Consider the following 24,918-nt stretch of genomic DNA (forward strand, 5'->3'; position numbering starts at 1 on the left):
AGAGGTAATTATATTATGAACAACTTTAAAATGACTAATATGCATAAAGTTTATTTTGGACAAGGGGCTTTAAAAGAAGCTCTAAATACTGAATTAAAAACAGTAGGAGATAACGTATTATTAGCTTATGGTGGCGGATCTATTAAGAAAACTGGAATTTATGATGAAGTTGTCACTTTACTTAAAGAAGCTGGTAAAAATATTTTTGAATTTAATGGTATTATGTCTAATCCAACTTATGCTAAAGTCTTAGAAGGGGCTAAAATTGTTAAAGACAATCAAATTGATTTTATTATCGCTGTTGGTGGTGGATCAGTTATTGACTGTTGTAAGATTGTTAGTGCCCAAGCTAAAGTTGATCAAGATATTTGGCAAATGGAATTTGTTGATGGAAAATTACCAACTGAATTTATTCCAATGGCAGCTGTTACAACAGCTTCAGGAACTGGATCAGAAATGAATAATGGTGCTGTTATTACTAACGAAGAATTAAAAATTAAAGCCGGAATGTTAGGAGCTTTATCAAAGTTTGCTGTATTAGATCCAGCTTATACATTAACAGTCCCAATGAAACAAGTTGTTTCTGGAGCTTTTGATACATTAAGCCATGCAATGGAAACATATTTTGGAAAACCGCTTGAAAACAATGTTTCTGATGAAATCAATGAAGCAATCATGCGTAATACTATTAGAAATATTAGAGCAGCAATTAAAGAGCCTCAAGATATTCAAGCTCGTAGTGAATTAATGTGGGATTCAGCAATGGCTGAAAATGGTATTTTAAAATTAGGAAAAGTAACTGATTTCCAAGCTCATCAAATTGAACACCAATTAGGAGCTTATACTGATTGTAATCATGGTCAAGGATTAGCAGTAATTCATCCAGTATTATATCGTCATATTTATGAAGCAGGAGTTTCTAAATTTGCTCGTTTTGCTAAAGAAGTATGGCATGTAGATGATACTAATTTAACTGAAAAAGAAACAGCTTTAAAAGGAATTGAAGCATTAGCAGATTTTATTAAAGAAATTGGATTACCAACTACTTTAACACAAATGAATATTACTGATGTAGATATGCTTAAAAAAGTAGCAGATTCATCTAATATTACAGCTGGATGCTGTAAACAATTAAGCCATGATGAAATTTTCGAAATCTTAAAAGAATGTCTATAAAAATATCGAATTTGTCTCAAATTTATATAATTGCAGTATCAAAAATATCAATATCAAATTATAAATAAGCTAAAAATATTGATAAAATTTAGATAAAAGACAAAATTTATTACAATTTATTAAATCTTTATTCCCTGGTGCTTGCTTTACAACTAAATTGGTAAATGATAAGATAAAGCCAAGGAAAGCGAATATTCTATTTTCTCAAAGTACCCGTTCGGGTACTTTTTTAATTATCAAATACTTTAGTTATTGAATTTCGTTTTTCTAAAAGAACAGTTTATAGAAAGAGGGGAATAAAGATGTTTTGTCGTGATCCTTGTTTAAAAGCATTATAAAATGCTTTTTTTATTTTAAGGAGGAAAGTTAAAATGATAAGGTTGAAAAAAAGAAATAAGAAATTGTTTAAAATAATAATTTCTTTACTAATGGTTTTTAGTTGCCTTTTAACAAGTATTAATACTATAAATGCCGCTAGTTATACGGGACCATTTACCCGCGTTAAAGAACTTGATTATCCAGAATGGTGGGCAAGGAAATTAGGCGTTAAACAGTGGAGTACCTGGATGTGTACTTTTAATGGTCAATGGTCTTACTGCCTGGAATCAAGTAAAAATAGTCCTAGTTCTGGTAATAAGACAGCTGAAGAATTAGTAAACTCTAATGAAATGATTAGTAAGCTGCTTTACTATGGCTATGGAGGACCAGCCGCTTTAGAAGGTCAGCTTGATGGTACTGGGAATGGGTTATGGGATGATGGACTTACAACGCCAGAAACCCATTATCTTTATACTCATGTTTTATTATCAATTGCTTATAGTGGTGATATGATGGGTGTTGATTTGGATGGATTAGAAACTTTAGGAATCGGGTTAAAAGGGTTATATAATTATATAGCTAGTTTACCAATGCCAGTTAGTCCAACTTTAAGTGATTCTTTTACTGCTAGTTTTGATCCAGCTACTAAATTACAAAAAACTAATACAGTTACTTTCAACGGGGCTAGTAATGCAGTGATCAATGTTACTTTACAAGATGGGGTTACTCTTCATAATGTGACTACTAATGCTTCTGAAACTGGAACTGTCAGTGTTAGTGGTGGTCAAAGTTTTTATTTAACAGCACCATTAAGTGTAACAGAAGATTATACTAGTGGTAATATTGCCGGTAGTAATTGTACTCGTTTTGTACCGCTAGCAATTTATGGCAGTGGTAATACCCAGACTCATGGCAGTTATACTTATGATGTTGCCAATTTAACATATCATGTTGATTGGATCGATACTGGTCGTTTAGAACTTAGTAAAACTAATACAAATAATGATTTGATTGATGGAGCTATCTTTAATTTAAAATCAATTAGTTTTGAAGGTTATGATGAAAACATAACGGTTACTAATGGTAAATTAGTAGTTGAAAACTTACCAATTGGAACATATGAGTTAAAAGAAATTAGTGCTCCTAATGGTTATTTATTAAATAGTACAACTTTTACAGTTACGATTAATAAAGATGAAACAGCCAGTCAAAGTGTTAGTAATGAAGAACCATTAGGTAAGTTAGAATTAACCAAGAAAATTGATACTAGTAAAACTGATGGTAAATTAGGTGATAGTTATTTAAAAGGTAATGAATATCAATTAATTGCTCGTGATGATATTACCAACCAGGCTAAAACAATTACATATTTTAATAAAGGTGATGTAGTTGCAAAGGGAATAACTGATGAACAAGGGCAGATAACTTTTGATAATTTACATGTGGGTAAGTATTATCTTCATGAAAGTAAAGCTAATGATACTTTAGTATTAAATCCTAATGATATTAATGTTGATATAAATTATCAAGGTCAAACCGTTTCTAAAATTTTAGAAACCAAAGAAACAGCTAATAGAGTAAACATGCAAAAAATACAGGTTCATAAATCTGGGGAAAAAGAAGGGATAAGTGGTTTTGTTAAAGGTTTACAAGGCTGTGAATTTACGTTCAAACTTAAAAGTGAAGTTGATAATGTTGGCTGGGATAATGCTAGTGTATATGATGTAATTACTACTGATGAAAACGGTCGGGCAGCAACTAAATATTTGCCATATGGTACGTATTTAGTTAAAGAAACTAAAACACCGCAGGATTATATGACAGCTCCTGATTTTTTAATTGACATAACAGATGATTATAGTGAATATAGCGATATTGATCAGATAAAAACTATCGATATTAATAATCGTCCTTACACTACGCAATTAAAATTAGTTAAGCGTGATCAAAAAACTAATCAAATTGTAACTTTAAGCAGTGCTTCATTTAAAATTAAAGCTAAAGAAAATATTGTTTCTAACGGTAAAATAATATATCACGCTAATGATACTATTGTTCAAAAAGTTAGTGGTAAAAACTATGACACTTTTACTACCAATAGTGATAATGTCATTGTAAATGATTCATATAGTAATCATGATAATGATCGCGGAACAGTAATTTTACCATTACAATTAGATCCCGGTAAATATTATCTTGAAGAAGTAAAAACGCCAGAAGGCTTTTTGGCTCTAGAAAGTCCAATTGAATTTACGATTGAAAACATTCGTGATTATACAACAGATGAAGATGGTGATCCAATTTTAGAAATCAATGTAGTTAACGATACTCCTAGTGGTAAACTAACAGTTATTAAGAAAATTGATTTAGGTGAAGGTGATACTAGTCGGGTAAATATCCAGGATTTATCACCAATTAAATTTAGGTTAACAGCTAACAGTAAAATAGTTTCTCCAATTGATGGTAGTGTTATTTATGATCAAGGTGATGTTGTTGGTGAATATAATTTATCATCAGATGGCAATTTAACGATTGAAAACTTACCATTAGGAACAGGTCAAGTAGAATATCAACTTGAAGAAATTGCCACTTTACCAGGTTTGGTTCTTGATGAAAAAAAACATATCGTTGCCTTTGAGCAAAATGATACGACAACCAAAGTTTATAGTCATGAATTAGAAATTGAAAATCAGATTACTAAAGTAGAAGTATTGAAATTAGATAAAGCTAATAATCAAGGTTTAGCAGGAGCTAAATTACAAATTCAAGACCAGGATGGAAATATTATTGATCAATGGCAGTCTGATGGAAGTGGTCATTTGATACAAGGATTAGTAGTGGGACAAGAATATAAATTAATTGAAACAAAAGCCCCTGATGGATATCAACTTGCTAGTGAACTTACTTTTACGGTTGAAAATACTACTGAAGTCCAAAAAGTTATCATGTATGACCAGGCAATAACCGCTGTTAAGACTGATGATACTGTTTCATTTGATCATTTAATAGTTATTACTTTTAGTAGTGGATTGTTATTGATAGTTTTAGTTTTAAAAGGTTATTTAGCTAAAAAAGAAAATTAATTTTAGATAAATTATGTTAAGAAGGTTAAATTATATTATGATAATATAATTTAAACCTTCTTTTTTTGTTTAAATAACAATAAATTACAAATTATAAAATAATTATGAATATTATCACTTTTTGTTTAAATAAATGTTATAATTTTGTAAAGAACACAGGAGGGTATAATAATGGCAAAAGAACTAGATGAAGCAGTCAAGTCTGGACATCAGTTAGCTGCTTATTTAGAAAGTGAGCAGGCTGATCAAAAAGCTGAAAATAAGTTTGATGCTTTATGGCAAAGTATCTATGATGTCTGTGCATTAGTTTATCGAGATATTTTAGATGAACTATTGACTGAAGAGGAATATAAGGAAGCTGTTACCTGGTTAAAAAAATATCAGCATTTAACAAAAGATTATCAAGAAATGGAAATTGAATTATAAGGTAAAATATTATGAAAAATTATTTAATAGTAACAGATACAACAAGTGCAATGAATGGGGATCAGGCTAAAAAATATGGAATTGAACTTGTTTCTTTAAGTGTGCTGATTGATCATCAAGAATATAAAGATCAAATTGATATTTCAACAGAAGAGTTATATCAAAAATTAAGAGATGGTTGTATTCCAACAACTTCACAGCCTAATACTGGTTATTTACAAAATTTAATGGAAAAATGGAAAAGTGAAAATTATGAAGCGATTATTGTTATAACATGCAGTAGTGATTTAAGCGGGACATGGAGCGGTTTTAATTTAGTTAAAAATGATTTAGAAATGGATAATATGTATATTTATGATAGTCGTCAAATTGGTGCTCCAGTTATGGATATGGCTATTTGTGCTAAAGAAATGGCTAATAATGATTGTAGTGTAGCTGAAATTTTTGAAATGTTAGAAAGAAAAAGTGCTAATGTATTTTCATTTTTAGCACCACTAGATTTTAAACAATTAGCTCGTTCTGGTAGATTATCACCATTGGCTGCTAAAATGGCAACGATTTTAAAAGTAAAAGCGTTGTTGTATTTAAAAGAGGATGGTAGCTGTGTTGATAAGTTTGCTATGAGTCGAACAGGAAGTAAAGTTATTAAGACAATGATTGAAAAGTTTAAATCAGCTAATGTTAATGCTCAGGATTTTAGAATCTATATTTCTCATGCTGATAATGAAGAATTAGCTATTAAAGCTAAAAATTTATTACAAGATATTTTTGAGGGGATTGAAGTTTTTGTTAATAAACTTCCAGCGGTATTAACTTGTCATGGTGGACTTGGTTGTATTGCGATTCACTATATTTGTAAATAAAATAATGTTTTTAAAGTGATATTTATAATGCAATATAAATATCATTTTATTGTATTATTTAATAATATAAAGGGGGCTAGCAAAATGAAAGTTGTGGATATGCATTGTGATACTATTTCAAGAATATATAAAGAAGGTGGCAGTTTAAAAGAAAATGATTTTAACGTTGATTTAAACAAGATGAAAAAAGGGGATTATCTTTTACAAAACTTTGCAATGTTTGTTAATTTAAAAAGTAATCCTGATCCGTTAACTAAAGCACAGCAATTAATTGATTTATATTATCAAGAACTAGCAAAAAATCAGGATATTATTAAACCAGTATTTAGTTATCAAGATATTATTGATAATCAAGAAAAAGGATTGATGTCAGCATTATTAACATTAGAAGAAGGGGCCGTTGTTAACAATGATTTAGCGATTTTGCGCAATTATTATCGTCTTGGTGTTAGAATGATCACGTTAACCTGGAATCATCCAAATGGGATAGGTTATCCTAATATGTTAAGTGGTGAAGGATTTGCTCGTTTAAAAAGCATTAATACTGATAAGGGATTAACTGATTTTGGAATTGCTTATATCCAGGAAATGGAACGCTTGAAAATGATCATCGACGTATCACATTTAGGTGATGCCGGATTTTATGATGTCTTGAAATATACAACTAAACCATTTGTTGCTTCACATAGTAATGCTCGTAGTGTTTGTGATGTTGCTCGTAATTTAAGTGATGATATGATTAAAGAACTGGCAAAACGCGGTGGAGTAATGGGAATTAACTTTTGTGGTGACTTTTTAAAACAGTCTGATACTGGTGATGAAAGATCATGTATTGAAGATATGGTAAAACATATTTTATATATTAAAGATCTAGTTGGAATTGATTATGTTGGTTTAGGCAGTGATTTTGATGGAATTAGTCAAAATCTGGAAATTAAAGATGCTTCGATGATGCCTTTGTTACAAAAAGCTTTAGAAGATGCCGGATTAACTAATGATGAAATTGAAAAAGTTTTTTATAGAAATGTTTTGCGGGTATATCAAGAAGTATTATAAACGTAAAATGGCAAGTGGGGAAAAGCACTTGCCATCTTTTTATTAGTTATCAGGGAAAGGATACTAATAATATATGATATCAGGGAAGGATATCGTTATATCTTGTAGTCATTATATTGAAGGGAAAATTGAATATCTTTTGACTACGCTTATAATATATATTAAAAGGTTGGTCAAAATGTAAAAAGAATATAAAAAAATATGTGAAATTAATTTTTTTACAGCTATAAGTGAGCTATTTTAAATTATCGAAATATAGTGTATAATACACATAAGTGGAGGATAGCATAATGAAAAGTTTGTTTTATCGTTTGATTATCTTTTTAGATACAGCTAGCGAGGCAGATACAAATTATAATATTGCCTGGTATATGGCACACAATTTTTCCAAAGTAGCTAAAATGGGAATTAGCCAGCTGGCTAAAGAATGTTATGTTTCCCCTGCTACAATTTCCCGTTTTTGTCGTGCTCTTGGATATGAAAACTATGCACATTTAAAGCAGGAGTGTTCTTCTTTTGCTTCTGATAGTAAAAAGTTTAATAACTTGATTAATGTTCCTTTAAATGTTATGAAAGATAAACCACAGGCATGTACTGAATATTATAGTCAGCAAGTATGTCATGCAGTCGCTAATTTGACACATTATTTAGATTGGAATGTTATTGATAAAGTTTTAGAATTGATTCATGATAGTGATTCGGTTGCTTTTTTTGGAACACAGTTTTCACATTCGGCAGCATTACATTTTCAAACTGATTTATTGATGCTTGAAAAGTTTACAATGGCTTATATGGAAACAGAACGGCAAATTGAATGTGCACGATCTTTAGATAGAAATAGTGTTGCTATTATTATGACTGTAAATGGGTTTTATTTAAAAAGTAATACTAAGGTATTGCAGTATTTAAAAAAAGCTCATTGCAAAGTTGTTTTGATTACTAATAATCCTGGTATTGATATTGGAATAGATGTTGATTATACTATCATATTAGGTGATAGCAAGCAAAGAAAAACAGGTAAGCATACATTGCTTACAACTGTTGAGTTGATGTCACTTAGATATTATTCATTATATTATCCAGATGTTCAGGAAAATATTGTTTAAAAAGGTTGTTAAATACCTTTTTTTATGAAAGGAATAAAGATGCGAGAAATTAAATGTGAAGATATTATAAAAACTGTAAAACAATTATGTAAAGAAGCTGCTTGCAATTTACCAGAAGATGTTTTTAATACGATAAAAAATAAAGCAGAAAGTGAACCTTATCCATTAGCTAAAAAGACATTGGATGTTTTAGTTGAAAATGCAATTTTGGCTAAAGAACAAATGATGCCAATTTGTCAGGATACCGGAATGGCATTTGTTTATGTGACAATTGGTCAAGAAGTCCATGTTGATGGTGATTTAAAAGAAGCGATTAATGAAGGAGTTCGTCAAGGATATCAAGAAGGGTATTTAAGAAAGTCGGTTGTTGATGATCCATTATTTGATCGTGTTAATACTAAAGATAATACTCCTGCAATAATTTATTTTGATATTGTAGCAGGTGATGAGTTTAAAATAGTAGTGGCCCCTAAAGGATTTGGTTCTGAAAATATGTCACAAGTAAAAATGTTAAAACCAAGTGATGGTGTTCAAGGGGTAAAAGATTTTGTTTTAAAAGTTGTTAATGATGCTGGTCCTAATGCCTGTCCACCGATGGTAATTGGTGTAGGAATTGGTGGTTCTTTTGATAAGGTAACAATGCTTGCAAAAAAAGCAATGTTACGTGAAATAGGAACTCATCATCAAGATAGTCGCTATGCTTTGTTAGAAGATGAACTATTGCAATTAGTAAATGCTTCAGGAATTGGTCCAGCTGGATATGGTGGTAAGACAACTGCGTTGTCTTTAAATATTGAAACTTATCCAACTCATATTGCGGGAATGCCTGTTGCAGTTAGTATTTGCTGTCATGTTTCTCGACATAAGGAGGCTAGATTATGATTAAATTAACAACGCCGCTTACAAAAGAAAAGATTAGACAATTACATGCTGGCGATGAAGTATTGCTAAGTGGAGTAATTTATACTGGGCGTGATGCTGCTCATAAAAGATTAATGGCATTACTTGATGAAGGAAAGGAATTACCATTCCCTTTAAAAGATCAGGTGATTTTCTATGTTGGACCAACCCCTAGTAAACCAGGACAGGTTTTTGGTAGTGGCGGACCAACAACTTCAGGACGTATGGACGCTTATGCGCCCCGCTTAATTGAACAAGGTTTACGTTCAATGATTGGTAAAGGATATCGTCAAGATGCTGTAAAAAAAGCAATAGTAGAAAATACTGGTGTATATTTTGGTGCTATTGGTGGTGCTGGGGCGATGATGTCGCATTGTATTAAAGAGTGTGAGGTTATTGCTTTTGATGATTTAGGACCTGAAGCAATTCGCCGTTTGGTCGTTGAAGATATGCCGTTAGTAGTAATTATTGATAGTGAAGGTAATGATCAATATGAAATTGGTCGAAAAGATTATTTAGATTCATATAAATAAAAGGAGTAAAAAGAATGTTTAGAAAAAAAAGAGATTATGGTTATTATAGTAGCTATGGTGGTAGTAGTAGTCGTTTAAGAGTTGGTAGAGTGGCTATTATCGGTGTGGTTATTGCTGTTGTAATCATCGCAGTAGTTATTGTTTTAAACTTGACTCGAATTCAATTGATGTTTAAAGGATATTCGTTTTCACAAGCTAGTGAGATTTTATCATTAACTAAAGAAGAAGAGAATGAAATTTTAGCACATGATAAAATGGATCATATCGTTAACTGGATCGAAGAATCTGATAATGTTGAATGGTATGACGAATATGAAAGATATTTAGGATTAAATAAAAAATTAGAATATGCTGATGTTGTTAGCTATGTTGATAATTTATATGAAACTCAAGTACCTAAATTAAAAAGTCTTTCATATAGTAATGATGATATTTGGAAATTAATTGAAGATGGTGCTAGTGAAGATGATTTCCAATATTTAATTGATAATAATTATAGTGCTAATGATTTAGAACCATATAGTAAGGTTGAAGGTTATAAAATTCAAAATTTAGCTGGTTATATTAGTGCTTATGCTACATATAAAGATTATAATTATGCAGTTTGTATAACTAATTATCCATTTATTATTTCTAGTAATGGAGACCCTCAAGATAGTTATACTATCAGTAATCCTGATGAATTATTAACATTAGTTAAAAAAGGTTTCTATTTACCAGATGATTATGAACCAGAATTAGTGGAACCAGATATTCCGGTTGCTCCAGATTGTGAAAATTCACAAATGACACCAGAAACTTCTAAAGCATTAACTAAGATGTATGAAGCTGCAAAAAAAGAAGGGTTAGAATTAGTTGTAAATAGTGCTTATCGTTCATATGAAACTCAAGTAGCAATTTATAACGATTTTGAAACACGTTATGGTGGTCAATATGCTTCTGAATACGTAGCAGCACCTGGTGCTAGTGAACATCAAACTGGTTTAGGTCTAGATTTAACTTCTCAAAGTGTTGTTGATGGTGAAAGAATTACATTTGGTGATACTGAAGAATATCGCTGGGTAGTTGAAAATTGTTATAAATATGGTTTTATCATCAGATTTGAAGATGGTACTGATGGTATTACTGGTATTGCTCATGAACCATGGCATTTACGCTATGTAGGTGAAGATGTTGCCAAAGAAATTGTAAAAAATAAATGGACTTTTGAAGAATATTGTTTATACAACAATGTTATGCCAAAAGTTGAAGAGAAATAATCTAGGGTTTTACTCTAGATTATTTTAATGAGGTGGATATGAAAACATTAATTACAACATTAAATTCAAAATATATACATAAATCATTATCAGTTAGATTATTATATGTAGCGACTATTGCTTACCACAATACTGATTTTAAAGAATATACTATCAAAGATAATCTTGATAATATTGTACAAGATATAATTAAGCAAGAAATTGATATTTTAGCGATAAGTGTTTATATCTGGAATGTTGATTTAGTACGTGAGTTAATTATTAAATTAAAAAGTATTAAACCTGATTTAATTATTGTTGTTGGTGGTCCAGAAGTAAGTTATGAGATTGATTATTTTTTAGATAATTTTGAAATTGATTATTTAATTAGTGGTGAAGGTGAAGTTGCTTTTAAACAGTTATTAGATTGTCTTGAAAATAATCAAGAGGTTGATATTCAAGGAATCAGTAGTAAAAATAAACGTGATTATCGCCAGACTAAGCCAGTTGACTTAGCTTATGTAGAATCGTTAGAATCACCATATTTATTATCAAGGGATTTACCAGATATGGCTAATCGAATTTTGTATTTTGAAACTAGCCGTGGCTGTCCATATCAATGTCAATATTGTTTATCGTCTTTAGAAAAAGGATTACGTTTTTTTAGTTTAGATTATTTAAAAGAGCAATTACAGTTAATTATTAATAGTGGTGTTAAAACGATAAAGCTATTAGATCGAAGTTTTAATGCTAAAACTTCCCATGCTTTAGCTATTTTAGAATTTGTTTTTAAAAATGCCAAGCCTGGCATGCAATTCCAGTTTGAAATTAATGGTGATGTTTTAGATCAAAAAATTATTGATTATATTAATGATTATGCCCCTGATGGTTTGTTGCGATTTGAAATAGGGATTCAGTCAACTTATGATCCAACAAATGAAATTGTGCGTCGTTATCAAGATTTTAATCGATTAAGTGAAGTAATTAGACAATTACAGTCTAATCATAAAATTGATTTTCATTTAGATTTAATTGCTGGTTTACCACTAGAAAATCTTAGTCGTTTTGCAAAATCTTTTGATGATGTCTTTGCTTTTAGACCTAAAGAATTACAACTTGGCTTTTTAAAACTATTAAGAGGAACTAGTTTACGAAATGAGGCTAATAAGTATGGCTATGTTTATGATTCTAAACCACCATACGAGTTAATTGAAAGTAATGATTTATCTAAAGAGGATATTAAAAAAATTCATTTGGCTGAAGAAATGCTGGAAAAATTCTGGAATAGTGGCAAAATGCCTATAACAATGAATAAGGTCATGGATAATGTCAGTTCACCATTTTACTTTTTTATGGAATTCGGTAAGTATTATCTAGAACACGATTTTAAGCTGTTTAAGTTTCAAAATGATGAATTATTTAGTTATTTAAATCAATATTTAAATTATGAATATGAAGATTTATTGATAGAAGATTATTTACGATTAACCAAAGTAAAACCAAAACGCTGGTGGAAAAGTCGTATAAGTAAACAACAATCTCGTGATGTTATGCATCAGTTAGTTGAAAAGTATCATTTAGATCAAGAAGAATTATTTAGATATGGTTTGGTAGAAAAATTAGATAGTGGATATATTGTTGCTATATATAAAAATTATCATGCCAATGTCAAAAAATATCTTTTATAATTAACCAAAAATTCATTAAAATCTCTCTTTCTTTAGTATATAATATAAGTAATGATATTTTATAGAAAAGAGGAAAAGTATATGGGATTTAGAGAAGATTTTTTATGGGGTGGAGCAGTTGCTGCCCATCAATGTGAAGGTGCCTGGCAAGAAGGTGGCAAAGGAATTAGCTGTAGTGATGTTGAAACAGCAGGAGATAATGTTACTGGAGCACCTCGTCGTTTAACAGATGGTGTTATCGAAGGTGAAGATTATCCTAACCATGTCGGTGTTGATTTCTATCATCGATATAAAGAAGACATTGCTTTAATGGCTGAAATGGGATTTAAAGCATTTAGAACTTCTATTGCATGGACACGTATTTTCCCACGTGGTGATGAAAAAGAACCAAATGAAGCTGGTTTAAAATTCTATGATGATTTATTTGATGAATGTCATAAATATGGAATTGAACCAGTAGTTACTTTATCACACTTTGAAATGCCTTGGGCGCTTGCTAAAGAGTATGGTGGATTTAGAAATCGTGAAGCAATTGACATGTTTGTTAAATTCGCAAAAGTATGTTTTGCAAGATATCAACATAAAGTTAAATATTGGATGACATTCAATGAAATTAATAACCAGGCTGATTACACACAACATAACTTGATTCAAGAAGGGGCTGTTTTATTAAAAGAAGGTGACGATCCTGAATATTTAATGTATTTATCAGCTCATCATGAATTAGTTGCATCAGCTTTAGCTGTAAAAGCAGCACATGAAATCAATCCTGATTTAAAAGTTGGTTGTATGATTGGTATGAATGCCGTTTATCCAGCTACTTCTAATCCAGAAGATGTTATGAATGCTTTAGGTGCTATGCATCAAAAATACTGGTATGTTGAAGTTCATGCTCGCGGACATTATCCACAACATATGTTAAAATTATTTGCAAGAAAAGGATATGACTTTATTACTAAAGAAGATGAAAAAGTCTTAGCAGAAGGTAAAGTTGATTATATTGGATTCTCTTATTACATGTCTTTTGCAACAAAATATCAAGGACGTAATGAAAAAACATTTGATTATTCAGGAGAAGACTTTGTAAGAAATACATACTTAAAAGCTTCTGACTGGGGATGGCAAATTGACCCTCTAGGACTTCGCTGGTGTCTAAACTGGTTCTATGATCGTTTTGAATTACCAATGATGATCGTTGAAAATGGTTTTGGTGCTTATGATAAAGTAGAAGAAGATGGTTCAATTAATGATCAATATCGTATTGATTACTTCAAATCACATATTGAAGCAATGCGTGATGCTGTTGATTATGATGGTGTAGATTTATTAGGATATACAATGTGGTCACCATTTGATATCGTATCTGCTTCTACTGGTGAATATGATAAACGTTATGGATTTATTTATGTAAATTATAATAATGCTCATGAAGGTGATTTTTCTAGAAGCAAAAAGAAATCATTCTATTGGTATAAAAAAGTTATTGAAACTAATGGTGAAGATTTATCAGATGTCGAATAATTTCGGCATCTTTTTTTAAAACCGAATATTAGGTTTTTATAGATAAATTTGTGATTGGTAGTTATAACTTGCAGTGATAAAATATAGGTAGCGATGAAGTATATAACATGAATTAATTAGTTAAATGCGATATACTAGTAAGTACATGGAGGGAATTGTAATGATTGAAAATATTCGAAAACGAGATGGGCGTTTAGTTGCATTTGAATTAGATAAAATTGCAGGAGCTATATATAAAGCTTTTCAAGCAACCGGTGGTAAATATGATTTAAAAAATGCTATGGATATCGCTAAAATAGTTGAAGTTAAACTAGAAAAGAAAAAAAGCGAGCTACCAACTGTTGAACTAGTTCAAGATACTGTTGAAGAAGTATTGATTGAAAAAGGTTATGTTCGAGTTGCCAAAGCATATATTTTATATCGTGCTAATCGAACAAGAGAACGTGATATGCGGTCACGATTAATGAAAACTTTTGAAGAAATTACTTTTGCCGATAGTAAAGATAGTGATTTGAAACGTGAAAATGCTAATGTCAATGCCGATGCGCCAATGGGAACGATGTTAAAATATGGTGCTGAAGCTGCTAAACAATTTAATGAAATGTTTGTTTTAAATCCGAAACATGCTCGTGCTCATATTAATGGTGATATTCATATTCATGATATGGATTTTTTAACCTTGACAACAACATGCTGTCAAATTGATTTGATTAAGTTATTTAAAGGTGGTTTTTCAACTGGTCATGGTGTTTTAAGAGAGCCAAATAGTATTAGTACATATGCAGCACTAGCATGTATTGCTATTCAATCTAATCAAAATGATCAACATGGTGGACAAGCTATTCCAAATTTTGATTATGGAATGGCACCAGGGGTTAGCAAATCATATTATAAACATTTTTATCAAAACTTAGCTAAAGCCATTTCATTATTATGTGATATTGACGGTGATGAAGTAGTAAAGAAGATAAAAAAAGAAATGACTATAAAACCTGCTTTAGATAAAAATGAAGATTTTGATAAACAGTTAAAAGAGGTTTTAGCAAATAATAATATTGAAGAAAATGTTGATAAAATCATCGACTTTGCAACTAAAAATGCGTATAAAGAAACTGATCGAGAAACATATCAGGCCATGGAAGCCTTTATTCATAATTTAAATACAATGCATTCAAGAGCTGGAGCCCAAGTACCATTTAGTTCAATCAATTATGGTATGGATACTTCTAGTGAAGGTAGAATGGTCATGAAAAATATTTTATTAGCAACAGAAGCTGGATTAGGACATGGCGAAACACCAATTTTCCCAATTCAAATCTTTAGAGTTAAAGAAGGTATTAATTATAATAAAGGAGAACCTAATTACGATTTGTTTAAATTGGCTTGTCGAACTTCAGCAAAACGCTTATTCCCTAACTTTTCATTTATTGATGCGCCATTTAATAAACAATATTATAAAGGTACACCAGAAACTGAAATTGCTTATATGGGTTGTCGAACTCGTGTGATGGGAAATATTTATGATCCTGATAAAGAAATTAGTTTTGGGCGTGGAAATTTAAGTTTTACATCAATTAATTTACCACGTTTAGCGATTCGCAGTCGTGGTGATGTAAATGAATTTTTTGATAAATTAGATCAAATGCTTGATTTATGTATCGACCAATTATTAGAACGTTTTGAAATTCAATGTCGTCGTAAAGTAATGAATTATCCGTTTTTAATGGGACAAAAAGTATGGCTTGATAGCGATAAATTAAAACCAGAAGATGAAGTAAGAGAAGTATTAAAACATGGTACTTTGACGGTTGGATTTATCGGATTAGCTGAAACATTAAAAGCTTTAATTGGTCATCATCATGGTGAAAGTGAAAAAGCTCAAGTATTAGGATTACAAATTGTTGGTCATATGCGTAATGCAATGGATAAAGCTAGTGAAAAATATCATCTTAATTTTAGTTTAATTGCTACGCCAGCAGAAGGATTATCAGGAAGATTTGTAAAAATGGATAAAAAACTATTTGGGGAAATTGAAGGAGTTACTGATCGTGACTATTACACAAATAGTTTCCATATTCCTGTTTATTATCCAATCAGTGCCTATAAAAAGATTGAATTAGAAGGACCATATCATGAATTAACTAATGGTGGTCATATTAGTTATATTGAAATGGATGGAGATCCAACTAAAAATATTGCCGCATTTGAAAAAATTGTTCGAGCAATGCATGATAACGGAATTGGTTATGGGGCAATTAATCATCCAGTCGATCGTGATCCGGTTTGTGGTTATAATGGAATTATTGATGATGTGTGTCCACTTTGTGGGCGTAGTGAAAAAGAACATCATGGTTTTGAACGAATTCGGCGAATTACCGGTTATTTAGTTGGTTCATTAGATCGTTTTAACGATGCTAAAAAAGCTGAAGAAAGCGATCGAGTAAAACATGATGTAGAAAGTAATGAAGAATAATGGAAATTAGATTATTTGGTACCGTCAATGATTCAATTGTTGACGGTCCAGGATTACGATATACGATTTTTACTCAAGGTTGTTTGCATCATTGTCCTGGCTGTCATAATCCTCAAAGCCATCCTCTTGATGGTGGCTATTTAGAAGACTGTGATAAAATTTTAGCAGAGATTTTTAATAATCCATTATTAGATGGAATTACGTTATCAGGTGGCGAACCAATGTTACAAATTGAACCATTAAAATATATTTGCCAGGAAGTAAAAAAACATCACTTAAATATTGTTATTTATAGTGGTTATACTTATGAACAAATTATAAGTGATCAAAATAAACTATCATTATTAAAGCTAGGTGATATGTTAGTTGATGGTCTTTATGTAGAAGAAAAAAGAAGTTTGGCACTATTGTATCGTGGCTCTTCTAATCAACGATTGATCAATATTCAAGAATCTTTAAAACAAGGCAAAGTAATCGAATATATAATTGATGAATATGGGGAGATAGAAATTTAAAATGGCAAAGATAAAATATGGATTTTTATGTTTTATACCAATTTTAGTTTATATCATTTTTAATTCAATGATTCCTCAAGAAATTGTTGGACATATTTCGGGTTTAGGAAATGTTACTTATGTAAATAAATGGTCTTTTGTATTATTTACAACTTTGGCTGGTTTTGTTTGTCATTGTCTTTATATGATAATTTCATTAAAGAAACCAGATTGGATTGGTAAAAAGAAGATTGGTAAGTATAGTCATTGGTATTTTCCAATTCTTACTAATGTGGTTAGTTTAATTGTTGTTTGCATTAGTTAATAAAAGCTCTAAATCGTTTGATTTAGAGCTTATTTTAGCTATTTAATTAATAAATTAGCTTGTAACCAGCTTTTTTCTTCACTAGTTAAATATGGAGCAATAGTATCAAATACTAATTGATGATATTCATTGATTTGTTCAATTTCATGATTAGATAATAAATTTAAATCTAAACCATCTAAATCAAAAGGCACCATTGTAATAGGTTCAAATCTTAAGAATTGACCATATTCATTATTAGCTGTTTCAACACATAATAATTCATTTTCATGACGAACACCATGACTATTTTCAATATAGATACCTGGTTCATCAGTAGTAATCATACCTGGTTCAAAAGCACACATTGCATTAGATCCAGGACGATCTTTTGGTCTGAAACCATTAGGTCCTTCGTGAACATTTAAGAAATGACCTACCCCATGACCAGTACCACAGCGATAATCTAGATTATATTTATAAACCATTTCACGAGCAAATAAATCTAAATTTGGTCCAGTTGTTCCAGCGATAAAACGAGCATCTTGTAATCTTAATAAAGCTTTTAAGGCAACTGTGTAATCACGACGTTCAACATCACTAATATTTCCTAATACAAATGTTCTAGTAATATCAGTTGTTCCATCAAAATATTGTCCCCCAGAGTCAATTAATAATAACCCTTCATTAGTAACGGTCGCACATTTACCAGGTTCTGCTTTATAATGCATTAATGCTGCATTTTCTTTATAAGCACAAATAGTATCAAAGCTTAAGTCATAGAAATCTTTTTGAGCTTTTCTGAATTCTTCAAGTTTATCAGAAATGCTGACTTCATCCATTGGGATTTTTCCAACGTTTGTTTTTAGCCAGTACATAAATTTAGTTACAGCAACACCATCTTTAATATGGGCGTATTTAGTAGCTTCGATTTCGGTTTTATTTTTAATTGCTTTAAATAATTGAGTTGGATTTGGTCCATTAACAATTTCACAGTTTAAACGACGGCAAATTTCATAATTGACAATTTGTTTATCTAATAAAACTTTACCTGTTAATTTTTCAACATCATCATAAATATCGTTATAGTTTTTAATATAGATGCTATCACGTTTTAATATTGCTTCAATTTTAGCATCAATAACGCCATCTTGAACATATAAATAAGCATCTTCTTGATTAATTAATGCATACGATAAAACAACTGGATTGCAAGGAACATCATTACCACGAATATTAAATAGCCAAACGATATCATCTAAACTAGTAATAATGTGATGATTACAATCTTTCATTGCTTTTCGTAAACGTTGTAATTTTGAACCGCGAGATTCACCACAATATTTTTCATCGTAAATAAATGCTGGTTCATGGCTAATGCTAGGACGATCATGCCAGATTTCATTTACAAGATCAACATTGCTGATAACTTTATTTTTCATATTTAAAACTTCTTGATATGACATTACTCGACCGTCAAAACCAACAGTTTTATCAGCATTTTTTTCTAAGTATTCATTAATTGTATCAACCCCGGCTAATCCCATTTTCATCAATGTGATTCCAGTATTGGCAGTTTGTTTTTCAGCTTGAATATGATAACGTCCATCAACCCATAATCTTGCTTCATCTAAACCAACAATTAAAGTTCCAGCCGAACCAGTAAAGCCAGACATATACTTACGAGCGCCAAAATATTCACCTACATATTCACTTTGGTGATAGTCACTTGTAGGAATGATATAAAGATCGATTCCATGTTCTTTCATTAATTTTCTTAATTCTTCTATTCTTTCTTTAACCATATTTATAACCTCACTTATCTAATACTTTAGCACAAGTTTAAAGGACACTCAAACAAAATAATTGATAAACTAGTTATTTGATAAAATAAAAAATCAACTATTATTAATTTATATAAATTATTGTTAATTATTTGTTTTAAAAAGAGTAGTTAGTTAATAATATCGAATAATTATTAATAAAAAAGATAAAATTATATGATGAATTTAATTGGTTTTAATAGTTTTTGTTAAGAAAAATTTACGAAATTAGTAATTTAGGAAAATGAATCTTAATAGTGGATTTAAATTGGTAGGAAAATTAAATTTGTTGAATAATTGTAATAAATTTATTTTTGATGGTTTTAAATAGATTTTTATTTTGGATTAAATAGTTGATTTTTTAGGTAAATTTTTTGTGATATTAGCTAATTATAAGGGGTCACAATAGCAGTTTTATTTCCTAATTAAAATTGTATTATTACCATTGCATTTTGAAAATTTAGGAGTATACTAAACACAAGTAAAGGAGGACTATATTTATGGACGATGTAATTCAAAGATTAGTAGAAGTTGATCGCCAATGTGTTGAACGTGTTGAAGCTGCTAAAGCTAAAAAATTAAACGCTCAGGCGAACATGAATGAAAAAAGAAAAGAAATCTACGATAGTTTTGTTTCCAAACAAAATGAGAAAATTGAAGAACATAAAGCACAGCTGCAAGATAAAAATCAAGCTGATGCTAAACAGTTAGAACAAAATTATCAAGAGACATTATTAAAATTAGAAAATCTTTACAATCAAAATAAAGAGCGCTGGGTAAGTGACATTGTCACAAGATGTTTAGGTAAGTAGGTGATATTTATGGCTTTGTCATCAAATGCTTTATGTGCTAAAGCAAAAGCAATGTATGGTAATCGTCTTAAAGAGGAATCATATAGTGAGTTGTGTCGTAAGCAAACACTTGGTGATATGGTCACTTATTTAAAGACACAAACTAATTATAGTGATGCTTTAAAAAACATTAATGTGCGAAACGTTCATCGTCATCAGTTAGAGGCAGCTTTAAATGAAGAATATTTTTCTCGCTGTACTAGATTGATGAAGTATGCACCACGAAAAAATCTGGATTTTTATCGCCAGGAAATTATAGCGATTGAAATTGGATTGATCGTTGATAAAGTTATTAGTATCAAAGAAAAAGATACTGCTAGTTTTTCTTTGGAAATACCAGATTACTTAGCTAGTAAATTGAGTTTTAATGTTTATGGGCTAGTAAATGTTGATAGTTATAAAGGATTGATTACTTATTTAAAAAATACCCGTTATTATCGGATTTTAGCTAATTTTGATTTTAGAGATCCAATAGATATTAATGGCTTAGAAAGAAAGTTAAAGTCGTTGTATTATCATGTTTATGTCGAATTGATAAATAAATATTTTAGTGGTAGTGAAAGAAAAGATTTGCTTGATTTGATTTTCGTAACAATTGAACTTGCCAATATTACTAAGATCTATCGCTATAAAAAGTATTTTAATGAATCTAATGAGGTAATTAAAAATTCATTGTTTTTAGAATTTTCACGAATTCCGATTCGGATGTATGATAAATTGATTGAAGCGGCTGATGCAGATGAATTAATGAAACTGTTAGCTAATTCACGATTTAAAGTATATTTGGGTGATCATGATTATCCATATATAGAATATTATGTTGAAGAGGTTAAATATAATGTGGCAAAAAGAAATATGCGTTTTTCAAGCAGCGGGCCATTAGTATATTTGACATATTCAATTCTACAAAGAATTGAAATAGATAATTTAAAACATATTATCGAAGGTATTAGATATGGCCGTGACGCATCGAGTATTGAAGATACGTTGATTTATGCATAGGAGGACATGTTATTATGGCAATTATAAAAACGCATTTTTACAATATTTCTTTTGAAAATAGAGATTTAATAAAAATGCTTATTAAGATGACTGAATATCAGGAAGAAATGTTTCCTCAAGATTCGAAAAAAATAGTCAATAATGTTAAAGGTGTATCAGTTATGGATCAAACTAATCCATATAATGAAGTCCTTGATAACCTTTATCATGTCTTGAATCGTTTAGGTTTAAACGGAAATGTTCAAGATAATGAATATCAAGAAATAAATGTAGCATCAGTTAAAAACTTAATTGAAGAAGTAAATACTAAGATTGATGAAATTGTTACAATTAAAGAAGATATCTTAAAAGAAAAAGATGAAAATGATCAAGCAATTACATTATTAAAAAATCTTAGAGAATCAGATATAAGTGTCGATGATGTTAAAAATACAAAATACATCACTTGTCGTTTTGGTCGTTTACCGGTAAGTGAATACGATAAAATTAAGTATTATCGTGATTATGAATTCGTTTTTAAAGAATTAAGTCGTACTAAACAATATGTTTGGATTGCATATGTAGGATTAACAAAAAATATTTCTGAAATTGACAACGCTTTTTCATCAATGGCTTTTGAATCAGTAGAATTACCAGAATTTGCTCATGGTAAAATGGATGAAGCAATTGAAATGTTAACTGAAGAAGCTGCGGCAATGGAAAAATATGCAGCCAAAATGGAAGTTAAATTAGAAAATGTTAAAAACGAATATCAAGAACAGCTTTTAGAAGATTTTACTAGAGTATATAATTTGAAAAAATTATATGACAAATGCTGTTATGTAGTTGATTTTTCACAAAAAGCTGCCATTTATCTCTTTACAAGTTTAAGTATTGAAGAAATAAAAAATCGATTTGATGATGTTGAAAGTGTAAAAGTAATTGAACTACCTGCAAATATTTATGAAAATAGAAATATTATTGCACCAGTATTAACAAAAAATAACTGGTTAACTAAACCGTTTAGTAATATTTTATCGATCCAGACAGGAGATCGTTTTGATCCAACAACAATTGTAGCCATTTTATCACTATTAATTGGCGCAATTTGTCTAGGAGATATCGGTGTTGGCTTGTTATTAATCGTAATTGGGTTTATAGTATCAATTAAGGGCACTAATAATTTTAGTGAAATCTTAAAACGTGTTGGTGTAGCGGTATTACTAGGTGGTTTGGTTTATGGAACATGCTTTTATCAAATCGAACTTTATACACCGCTTATAGATATGCCAATTCATATTGTTCATACTTTAATGTTTGGCGTTGTGATATGGGTTGTAGCAATCATTATACTGCTAATCATCAAAAAGATTGTCCGTAGATCAATAAAAGTGTAGAGGAGGGGTATAATGGCGATTGCTAAATTAGATCTACTCAGTATAAATTTTGAAAAGGAGCACTATAATGAGGTATTGCTAAAGCTTTTTGACCATGATGATTTTAATCCAGAGTTGGCCACAAAGTTTATTGATAGCGTTACAGGATTAAGTGTTTATAATCAAGATAATTTATATGAGGAGATCTTAGTACGTTTAAATGATGCATCGAAAAAATATCAATTTGAATTAAAAGAGATACCAGTAAAAAATAATCAGATCAACGTTTTAAGAGTTAAAGAATATTTAGATGATTTGTTATTAGATGTTGAAAGAATTGATGCGGTTAGAGAACAATTAGAAAAAATGATCGTTGAAAATCAAGAGGCCGTAATTCAATTGAAACATGTAGCTGGAATAGATGTTGATTTCGATGATTTATTTAATTGTGCGTATTTAAAAATTAGATTTGGGAAGATTCCAGTAAATAATGTCGCGAAATTAGATTATTATGAATCTTTACCATTTGTTTTTAAAGATTTTGAAAATGATGGACATTATGTATGGTGTATGTATATTACAACACCAGGGGATGCTCCAGAAGTAGACAATATCTTTTCATCTTTATATTTTGAAAGAATTTATATTCCTAACTTTGTTCATGGTTCGCCAGAACTAGCTATTGGTGAAATTGAAGAAGAAGCTCGCGTAGCTAAGGAACAAAGTAATAAATTACAAAAAAGAATAGCTAAACTCTTTGAAGATAATCAAGATGAATTGAATCGAATCTATACTGTTTCTAAACATCTAAATGATGTTGCTGTAATGCAAAAATATGTTGTAGTTATTGGTGATCATTTATCTGTTAATGGATTTGTACCAAGTAAGAATTCTAAGAAATTTAAAAAAGATTTTGAAGAAATTGAAAATGTTTTCGTTGATATCAAACCAGCCAATAGCGATGCGCGTTTACAACCGCCAACATTATTAAAAAATAACTGGTTTTCAAAACCGTTTAGAATGTTTGTCGAGATGTATGGAGTTCCTAAGTACAATGATGCTGATCCAACTATGTTAGTTGCCTTATCATATACATTGTTATTTGGAATTATGTTTGGTGATGTTGGACAAGGTGCAATCTTATCAATCGTTGGATTTATTGCTTATAAAAAATTTGGCTTACAATTAGGGGCAGTAGGAATGCGTTTAGGTATTTCTAGTATGATCTTTGGTATTGTATTTGGTTCGGTATTTGGTAGTGAAGAAATATTGATACCAATGTTTAATGCCATGTCTCCAGATAATACAATGACTTTATTAATTGCAGCCATTTGTTTAGGAATTATATTAATTATTATTTCAATGGCATTTAATGTGTTTTTGAATTTTAAGAAAAAGAATTTAGGCGAAGCTATTTTAAGCCAAAATGGAATTTGTGGACTTGTTTTCTATATTTCTATTTTAGGCTTGGTTATTAATATGTTTTTAGGATTAGGATTTGTTAATATATTCTATGTTCTAATTTTAATTGTAGTTCCTTTACTATTAATTTTCTTAAAGGAACCATTGATTCGAAAATTTGAAGAAAATGAAGAAATGTTTCCTAATGGATTTGGAGCTTTCTTTGTAGAAGGGTTCTTTGAATTATTCGAAGTTGTTTTATCATTTATCACTAACACCATGTCATTTTTAAGGGTAGGTGGGTTCGTATTATCACATGCCGGAATGATGTTGGTTGTATATACTCTAGCTGGAATGGTTGGAGGAGTTGGTGAGTACATTGTTATCGTTATTGGTAACGTGTTCGTAATGTGTCTAGAAGGACTAATTGTCGGAATTCAAGTTTTACGTTTAGAGTTCTACGAAATGTTTAGTAGATATTATGAAGGAAACGGAATTCCATTTAGAACTATTAAAGAGGATTAAAAGTTGAGGAGGAAGTCATTATGACAGTTTTAGAATTTATTTTACCAGCATTAGTAGTTATTTTATTATCATTACCATTAATTTCAGTATTTAAAGGAAAAGTAAGTGTTAAATCAGCAAAAATTAGATTAGCTACTCACGTAGCAGGATTTGCCGGAGCTGTATGTTTAGCTTTATATTTAGCTGCTGTTACTAACGGAGTACAAGCTGCCGGAACTGAATCTATTACAGGTACAATTGCTCAAGGGTTAGGTTTCTTAGCTGCTGCTCTTGCTACTGGATTATCAGCATTAGGTGCAGGTATTGCCGTTGCTGCTGCTGCTCCAGCTGCTATTGGTGCATTCTCTGAAAATGAAAAGAACTTTGGTAAATCATTAATCTTTGTAGCCTTAGGTGAAGGGGTTGCTATTTACGGGTTATTAATTTCAATCTTAATTATTAACAATCTTTAATTGAAAGAATGTGATCATTATGCGATTTTATTGTATAAGTGATAATGTCGATACTCAAGTTGGACTTAGATTAGTAGGAATTGAAGGCGAAGTAGTCCATAAACGTCGTGAATTTTTGGAGTTATTGGAAACAAAATTAAAAGATGATTCGATTGGAATTATCTTAATTACTACTAAATTAATTGAATTAGCGCCTGATATTATTTCAGAAATCAAGTTAAAACAACAAAAACCATTGCTAGTAGAGATACCAGATCGTCATGGTGATTCAATGATTGGAGAAACGATTGACAAATATGTATCTGAAGCAATCGGGGTTAAGTTATAGAA

At 30.3% G+C, this 24,918-nt stretch carries 21 protein-coding genes; 20 read left to right on the plus strand and 1 reads right to left on the minus strand.

What is annotated here, in order from left to right; translation table 11 throughout:
* Nucleotides 1-15: 15 nt before the first annotated feature.
* From ABGT36_RS01880 to ABGT36_RS01945, 14 genes are all read left to right on the plus strand, one after another.
* Entirely contained in the window at nucleotides 16-1,176 is a 1,161-nt protein-coding gene (locus tag ABGT36_RS01880) for an iron-containing alcohol dehydrogenase (RefSeq protein WP_346676518.1), read from the plus strand.
* Nucleotides 1,177-1,547: 371 nt separating this feature from the next.
* Nucleotides 1,548-4,577, plus strand: coding sequence for a SpaA isopeptide-forming pilin-related protein (locus tag ABGT36_RS01885; protein ID WP_346676520.1), 3,030 nt, complete (start codon nucleotides 1,548-1,550; stop codon nucleotides 4,575-4,577).
* A gap of 171 nt (nucleotides 4,578-4,748) precedes the next feature.
* A complete protein-coding gene (locus ABGT36_RS01890; RefSeq protein ID WP_239404256.1) occupies nucleotides 4,749-5,003 on the plus strand; it encodes a hypothetical protein in 255 nt (84 codons plus the stop codon).
* An 11-nt stretch (nucleotides 5,004-5,014) separates the two neighbouring features.
* Nucleotides 5,015-5,866: a DegV family protein gene (locus ABGT36_RS01895; protein ID WP_087299969.1), complete on the plus strand. Its 852-nt coding sequence runs from the start codon at nucleotides 5,015-5,017 to the stop codon at nucleotides 5,864-5,866.
* An 84-nt stretch (nucleotides 5,867-5,950) separates the two neighbouring features.
* A complete protein-coding gene (locus tag ABGT36_RS01900; RefSeq protein ID WP_087299971.1) occupies nucleotides 5,951-6,922 on the plus strand; it encodes a dipeptidase in 972 nt (323 codons plus the stop codon).
* 290 nt (nucleotides 6,923-7,212) lie between these two features.
* Nucleotides 7,213-8,028, plus strand: coding sequence for a MurR/RpiR family transcriptional regulator (locus tag ABGT36_RS01905; protein ID WP_300080413.1), 816 nt, complete (start codon nucleotides 7,213-7,215; stop codon nucleotides 8,026-8,028).
* Between the two features lie 39 nt (nucleotides 8,029-8,067).
* On the plus strand, nucleotides 8,068-8,910 hold the full coding sequence (locus ABGT36_RS01910) for a fumarate hydratase (protein ID WP_308697536.1): 843 nt from the start codon (nucleotides 8,068-8,070) through the stop codon (nucleotides 8,908-8,910).
* Nucleotides 8,907-9,461: a Fe-S-containing hydro-lyase gene (locus ABGT36_RS01915; protein ID WP_296882536.1), complete on the plus strand. Its 555-nt coding sequence runs from the start codon at nucleotides 8,907-8,909 to the stop codon at nucleotides 9,459-9,461. The genes ABGT36_RS01910 and ABGT36_RS01915 overlap by 4 nt, the downstream gene beginning before the upstream one ends.
* A 14-nt stretch (nucleotides 9,462-9,475) precedes the next feature.
* The gene (locus tag ABGT36_RS01920; RefSeq protein WP_087372264.1) at nucleotides 9,476-10,720 is read left to right on the plus strand and encodes a M15 family metallopeptidase; all 1,245 of its coding nucleotides are present in this window, start codon (nucleotides 9,476-9,478) and stop codon (nucleotides 10,718-10,720) included.
* Between the two features lie 38 nt (nucleotides 10,721-10,758).
* Entirely contained in the window at nucleotides 10,759-12,387 is a 1,629-nt protein-coding gene (locus ABGT36_RS01925; RefSeq protein WP_087299982.1) for a B12-binding domain-containing radical SAM protein, read from the plus strand.
* 81 nt (nucleotides 12,388-12,468) lie between these two features.
* Nucleotides 12,469-13,908: a 6-phospho-beta-glucosidase gene (locus tag ABGT36_RS01930; protein ID WP_300630495.1), complete on the plus strand. Its 1,440-nt coding sequence runs from the start codon at nucleotides 12,469-12,471 to the stop codon at nucleotides 13,906-13,908.
* Nucleotides 13,909-14,068: 160 nt separating this feature from the next.
* Nucleotides 14,069-16,381: an anaerobic ribonucleoside triphosphate reductase gene (locus ABGT36_RS01935; protein WP_087299986.1), complete on the plus strand. Its 2,313-nt coding sequence runs from the start codon at nucleotides 14,069-14,071 to the stop codon at nucleotides 16,379-16,381.
* Entirely contained in the window at nucleotides 16,381-16,896 is a 516-nt protein-coding gene (gene nrdG / locus ABGT36_RS01940) for an anaerobic ribonucleoside-triphosphate reductase activating protein (protein WP_296882529.1), read from the plus strand. The genes ABGT36_RS01935 and nrdG overlap by 1 nt, the downstream gene beginning before the upstream one ends.
* 1 nt (nucleotide 16,897) lies before the next feature.
* Complete coding sequence (locus ABGT36_RS01945) at nucleotides 16,898-17,200, plus strand: hypothetical protein (RefSeq protein ID WP_087299990.1); 303 nt, start codon at nucleotides 16,898-16,900, stop codon at nucleotides 17,198-17,200.
* 38 nt (nucleotides 17,201-17,238) lie between these two features.
* Here the strand turns inward: ABGT36_RS01945 and ABGT36_RS01950 are convergent, their stop codons facing one another.
* Nucleotides 17,239-18,984, minus strand: a complete 1,746-nt coding sequence (locus ABGT36_RS01950; protein WP_346676526.1) for an aminopeptidase P family protein — start codon at nucleotides 18,982-18,984, stop codon at nucleotides 17,239-17,241.
* Nucleotides 18,985-19,502: 518 nt separating this feature from the next.
* Here ABGT36_RS01950 and ABGT36_RS01955 point away from each other — a divergent pair.
* Genes ABGT36_RS01955 through ABGT36_RS01980 form a run of 6 tightly spaced genes read left to right on the plus strand, consistent with a single transcriptional unit; the run spans nucleotide 19,503 to nucleotide 24,916 of the window.
* Nucleotides 19,503-19,814, plus strand: coding sequence for a hypothetical protein (locus tag ABGT36_RS01955; protein ID WP_087299993.1), 312 nt, complete (start codon nucleotides 19,503-19,505; stop codon nucleotides 19,812-19,814).
* Nucleotides 19,815-19,823: 9 nt separating this feature from the next.
* Nucleotides 19,824-20,855 carry a V-type ATPase subunit gene (locus ABGT36_RS01960; RefSeq protein WP_087299995.1) on the plus strand — a complete coding sequence of 344 codons (1,032 nt, stop codon included), beginning with the start codon at nucleotides 19,824-19,826 and terminating at the stop codon, nucleotides 20,853-20,855.
* Nucleotides 20,856-20,869: 14 nt separating this feature from the next.
* On the plus strand, nucleotides 20,870-22,231 hold the full coding sequence (locus tag ABGT36_RS01965; protein ID WP_296882522.1) for a hypothetical protein: 1,362 nt from the start codon (nucleotides 20,870-20,872) through the stop codon (nucleotides 22,229-22,231).
* Between the two features lie 12 nt (nucleotides 22,232-22,243).
* Nucleotides 22,244-24,136 (plus strand): V-type ATP synthase subunit I, encoded by a 1,893-nt coding sequence (locus ABGT36_RS01970; RefSeq protein WP_087299999.1) that lies wholly within the window; start codon nucleotides 22,244-22,246, stop codon nucleotides 24,134-24,136.
* A 20-nt stretch (nucleotides 24,137-24,156) separates the two neighbouring features.
* Nucleotides 24,157-24,588, plus strand: coding sequence for an ATP synthase subunit C (locus ABGT36_RS01975; RefSeq protein ID WP_087300001.1), 432 nt, complete (start codon nucleotides 24,157-24,159; stop codon nucleotides 24,586-24,588).
* A 19-nt stretch (nucleotides 24,589-24,607) separates the two neighbouring features.
* Nucleotides 24,608-24,916, plus strand: coding sequence for a V-type ATP synthase subunit F (locus ABGT36_RS01980; protein ID WP_087300003.1), 309 nt, complete (start codon nucleotides 24,608-24,610; stop codon nucleotides 24,914-24,916).
* The last annotated feature ends 2 nt before the right edge of the window (nucleotides 24,917-24,918 follow it).

It is taken from the genome of Erysipelatoclostridium sp. An173 (assembly GCF_963931465.1).
GTDB lineage: Bacteria > Bacillota_I > Bacilli_A > Erysipelotrichales > Coprobacillaceae > Thomasclavelia > Thomasclavelia merdavium.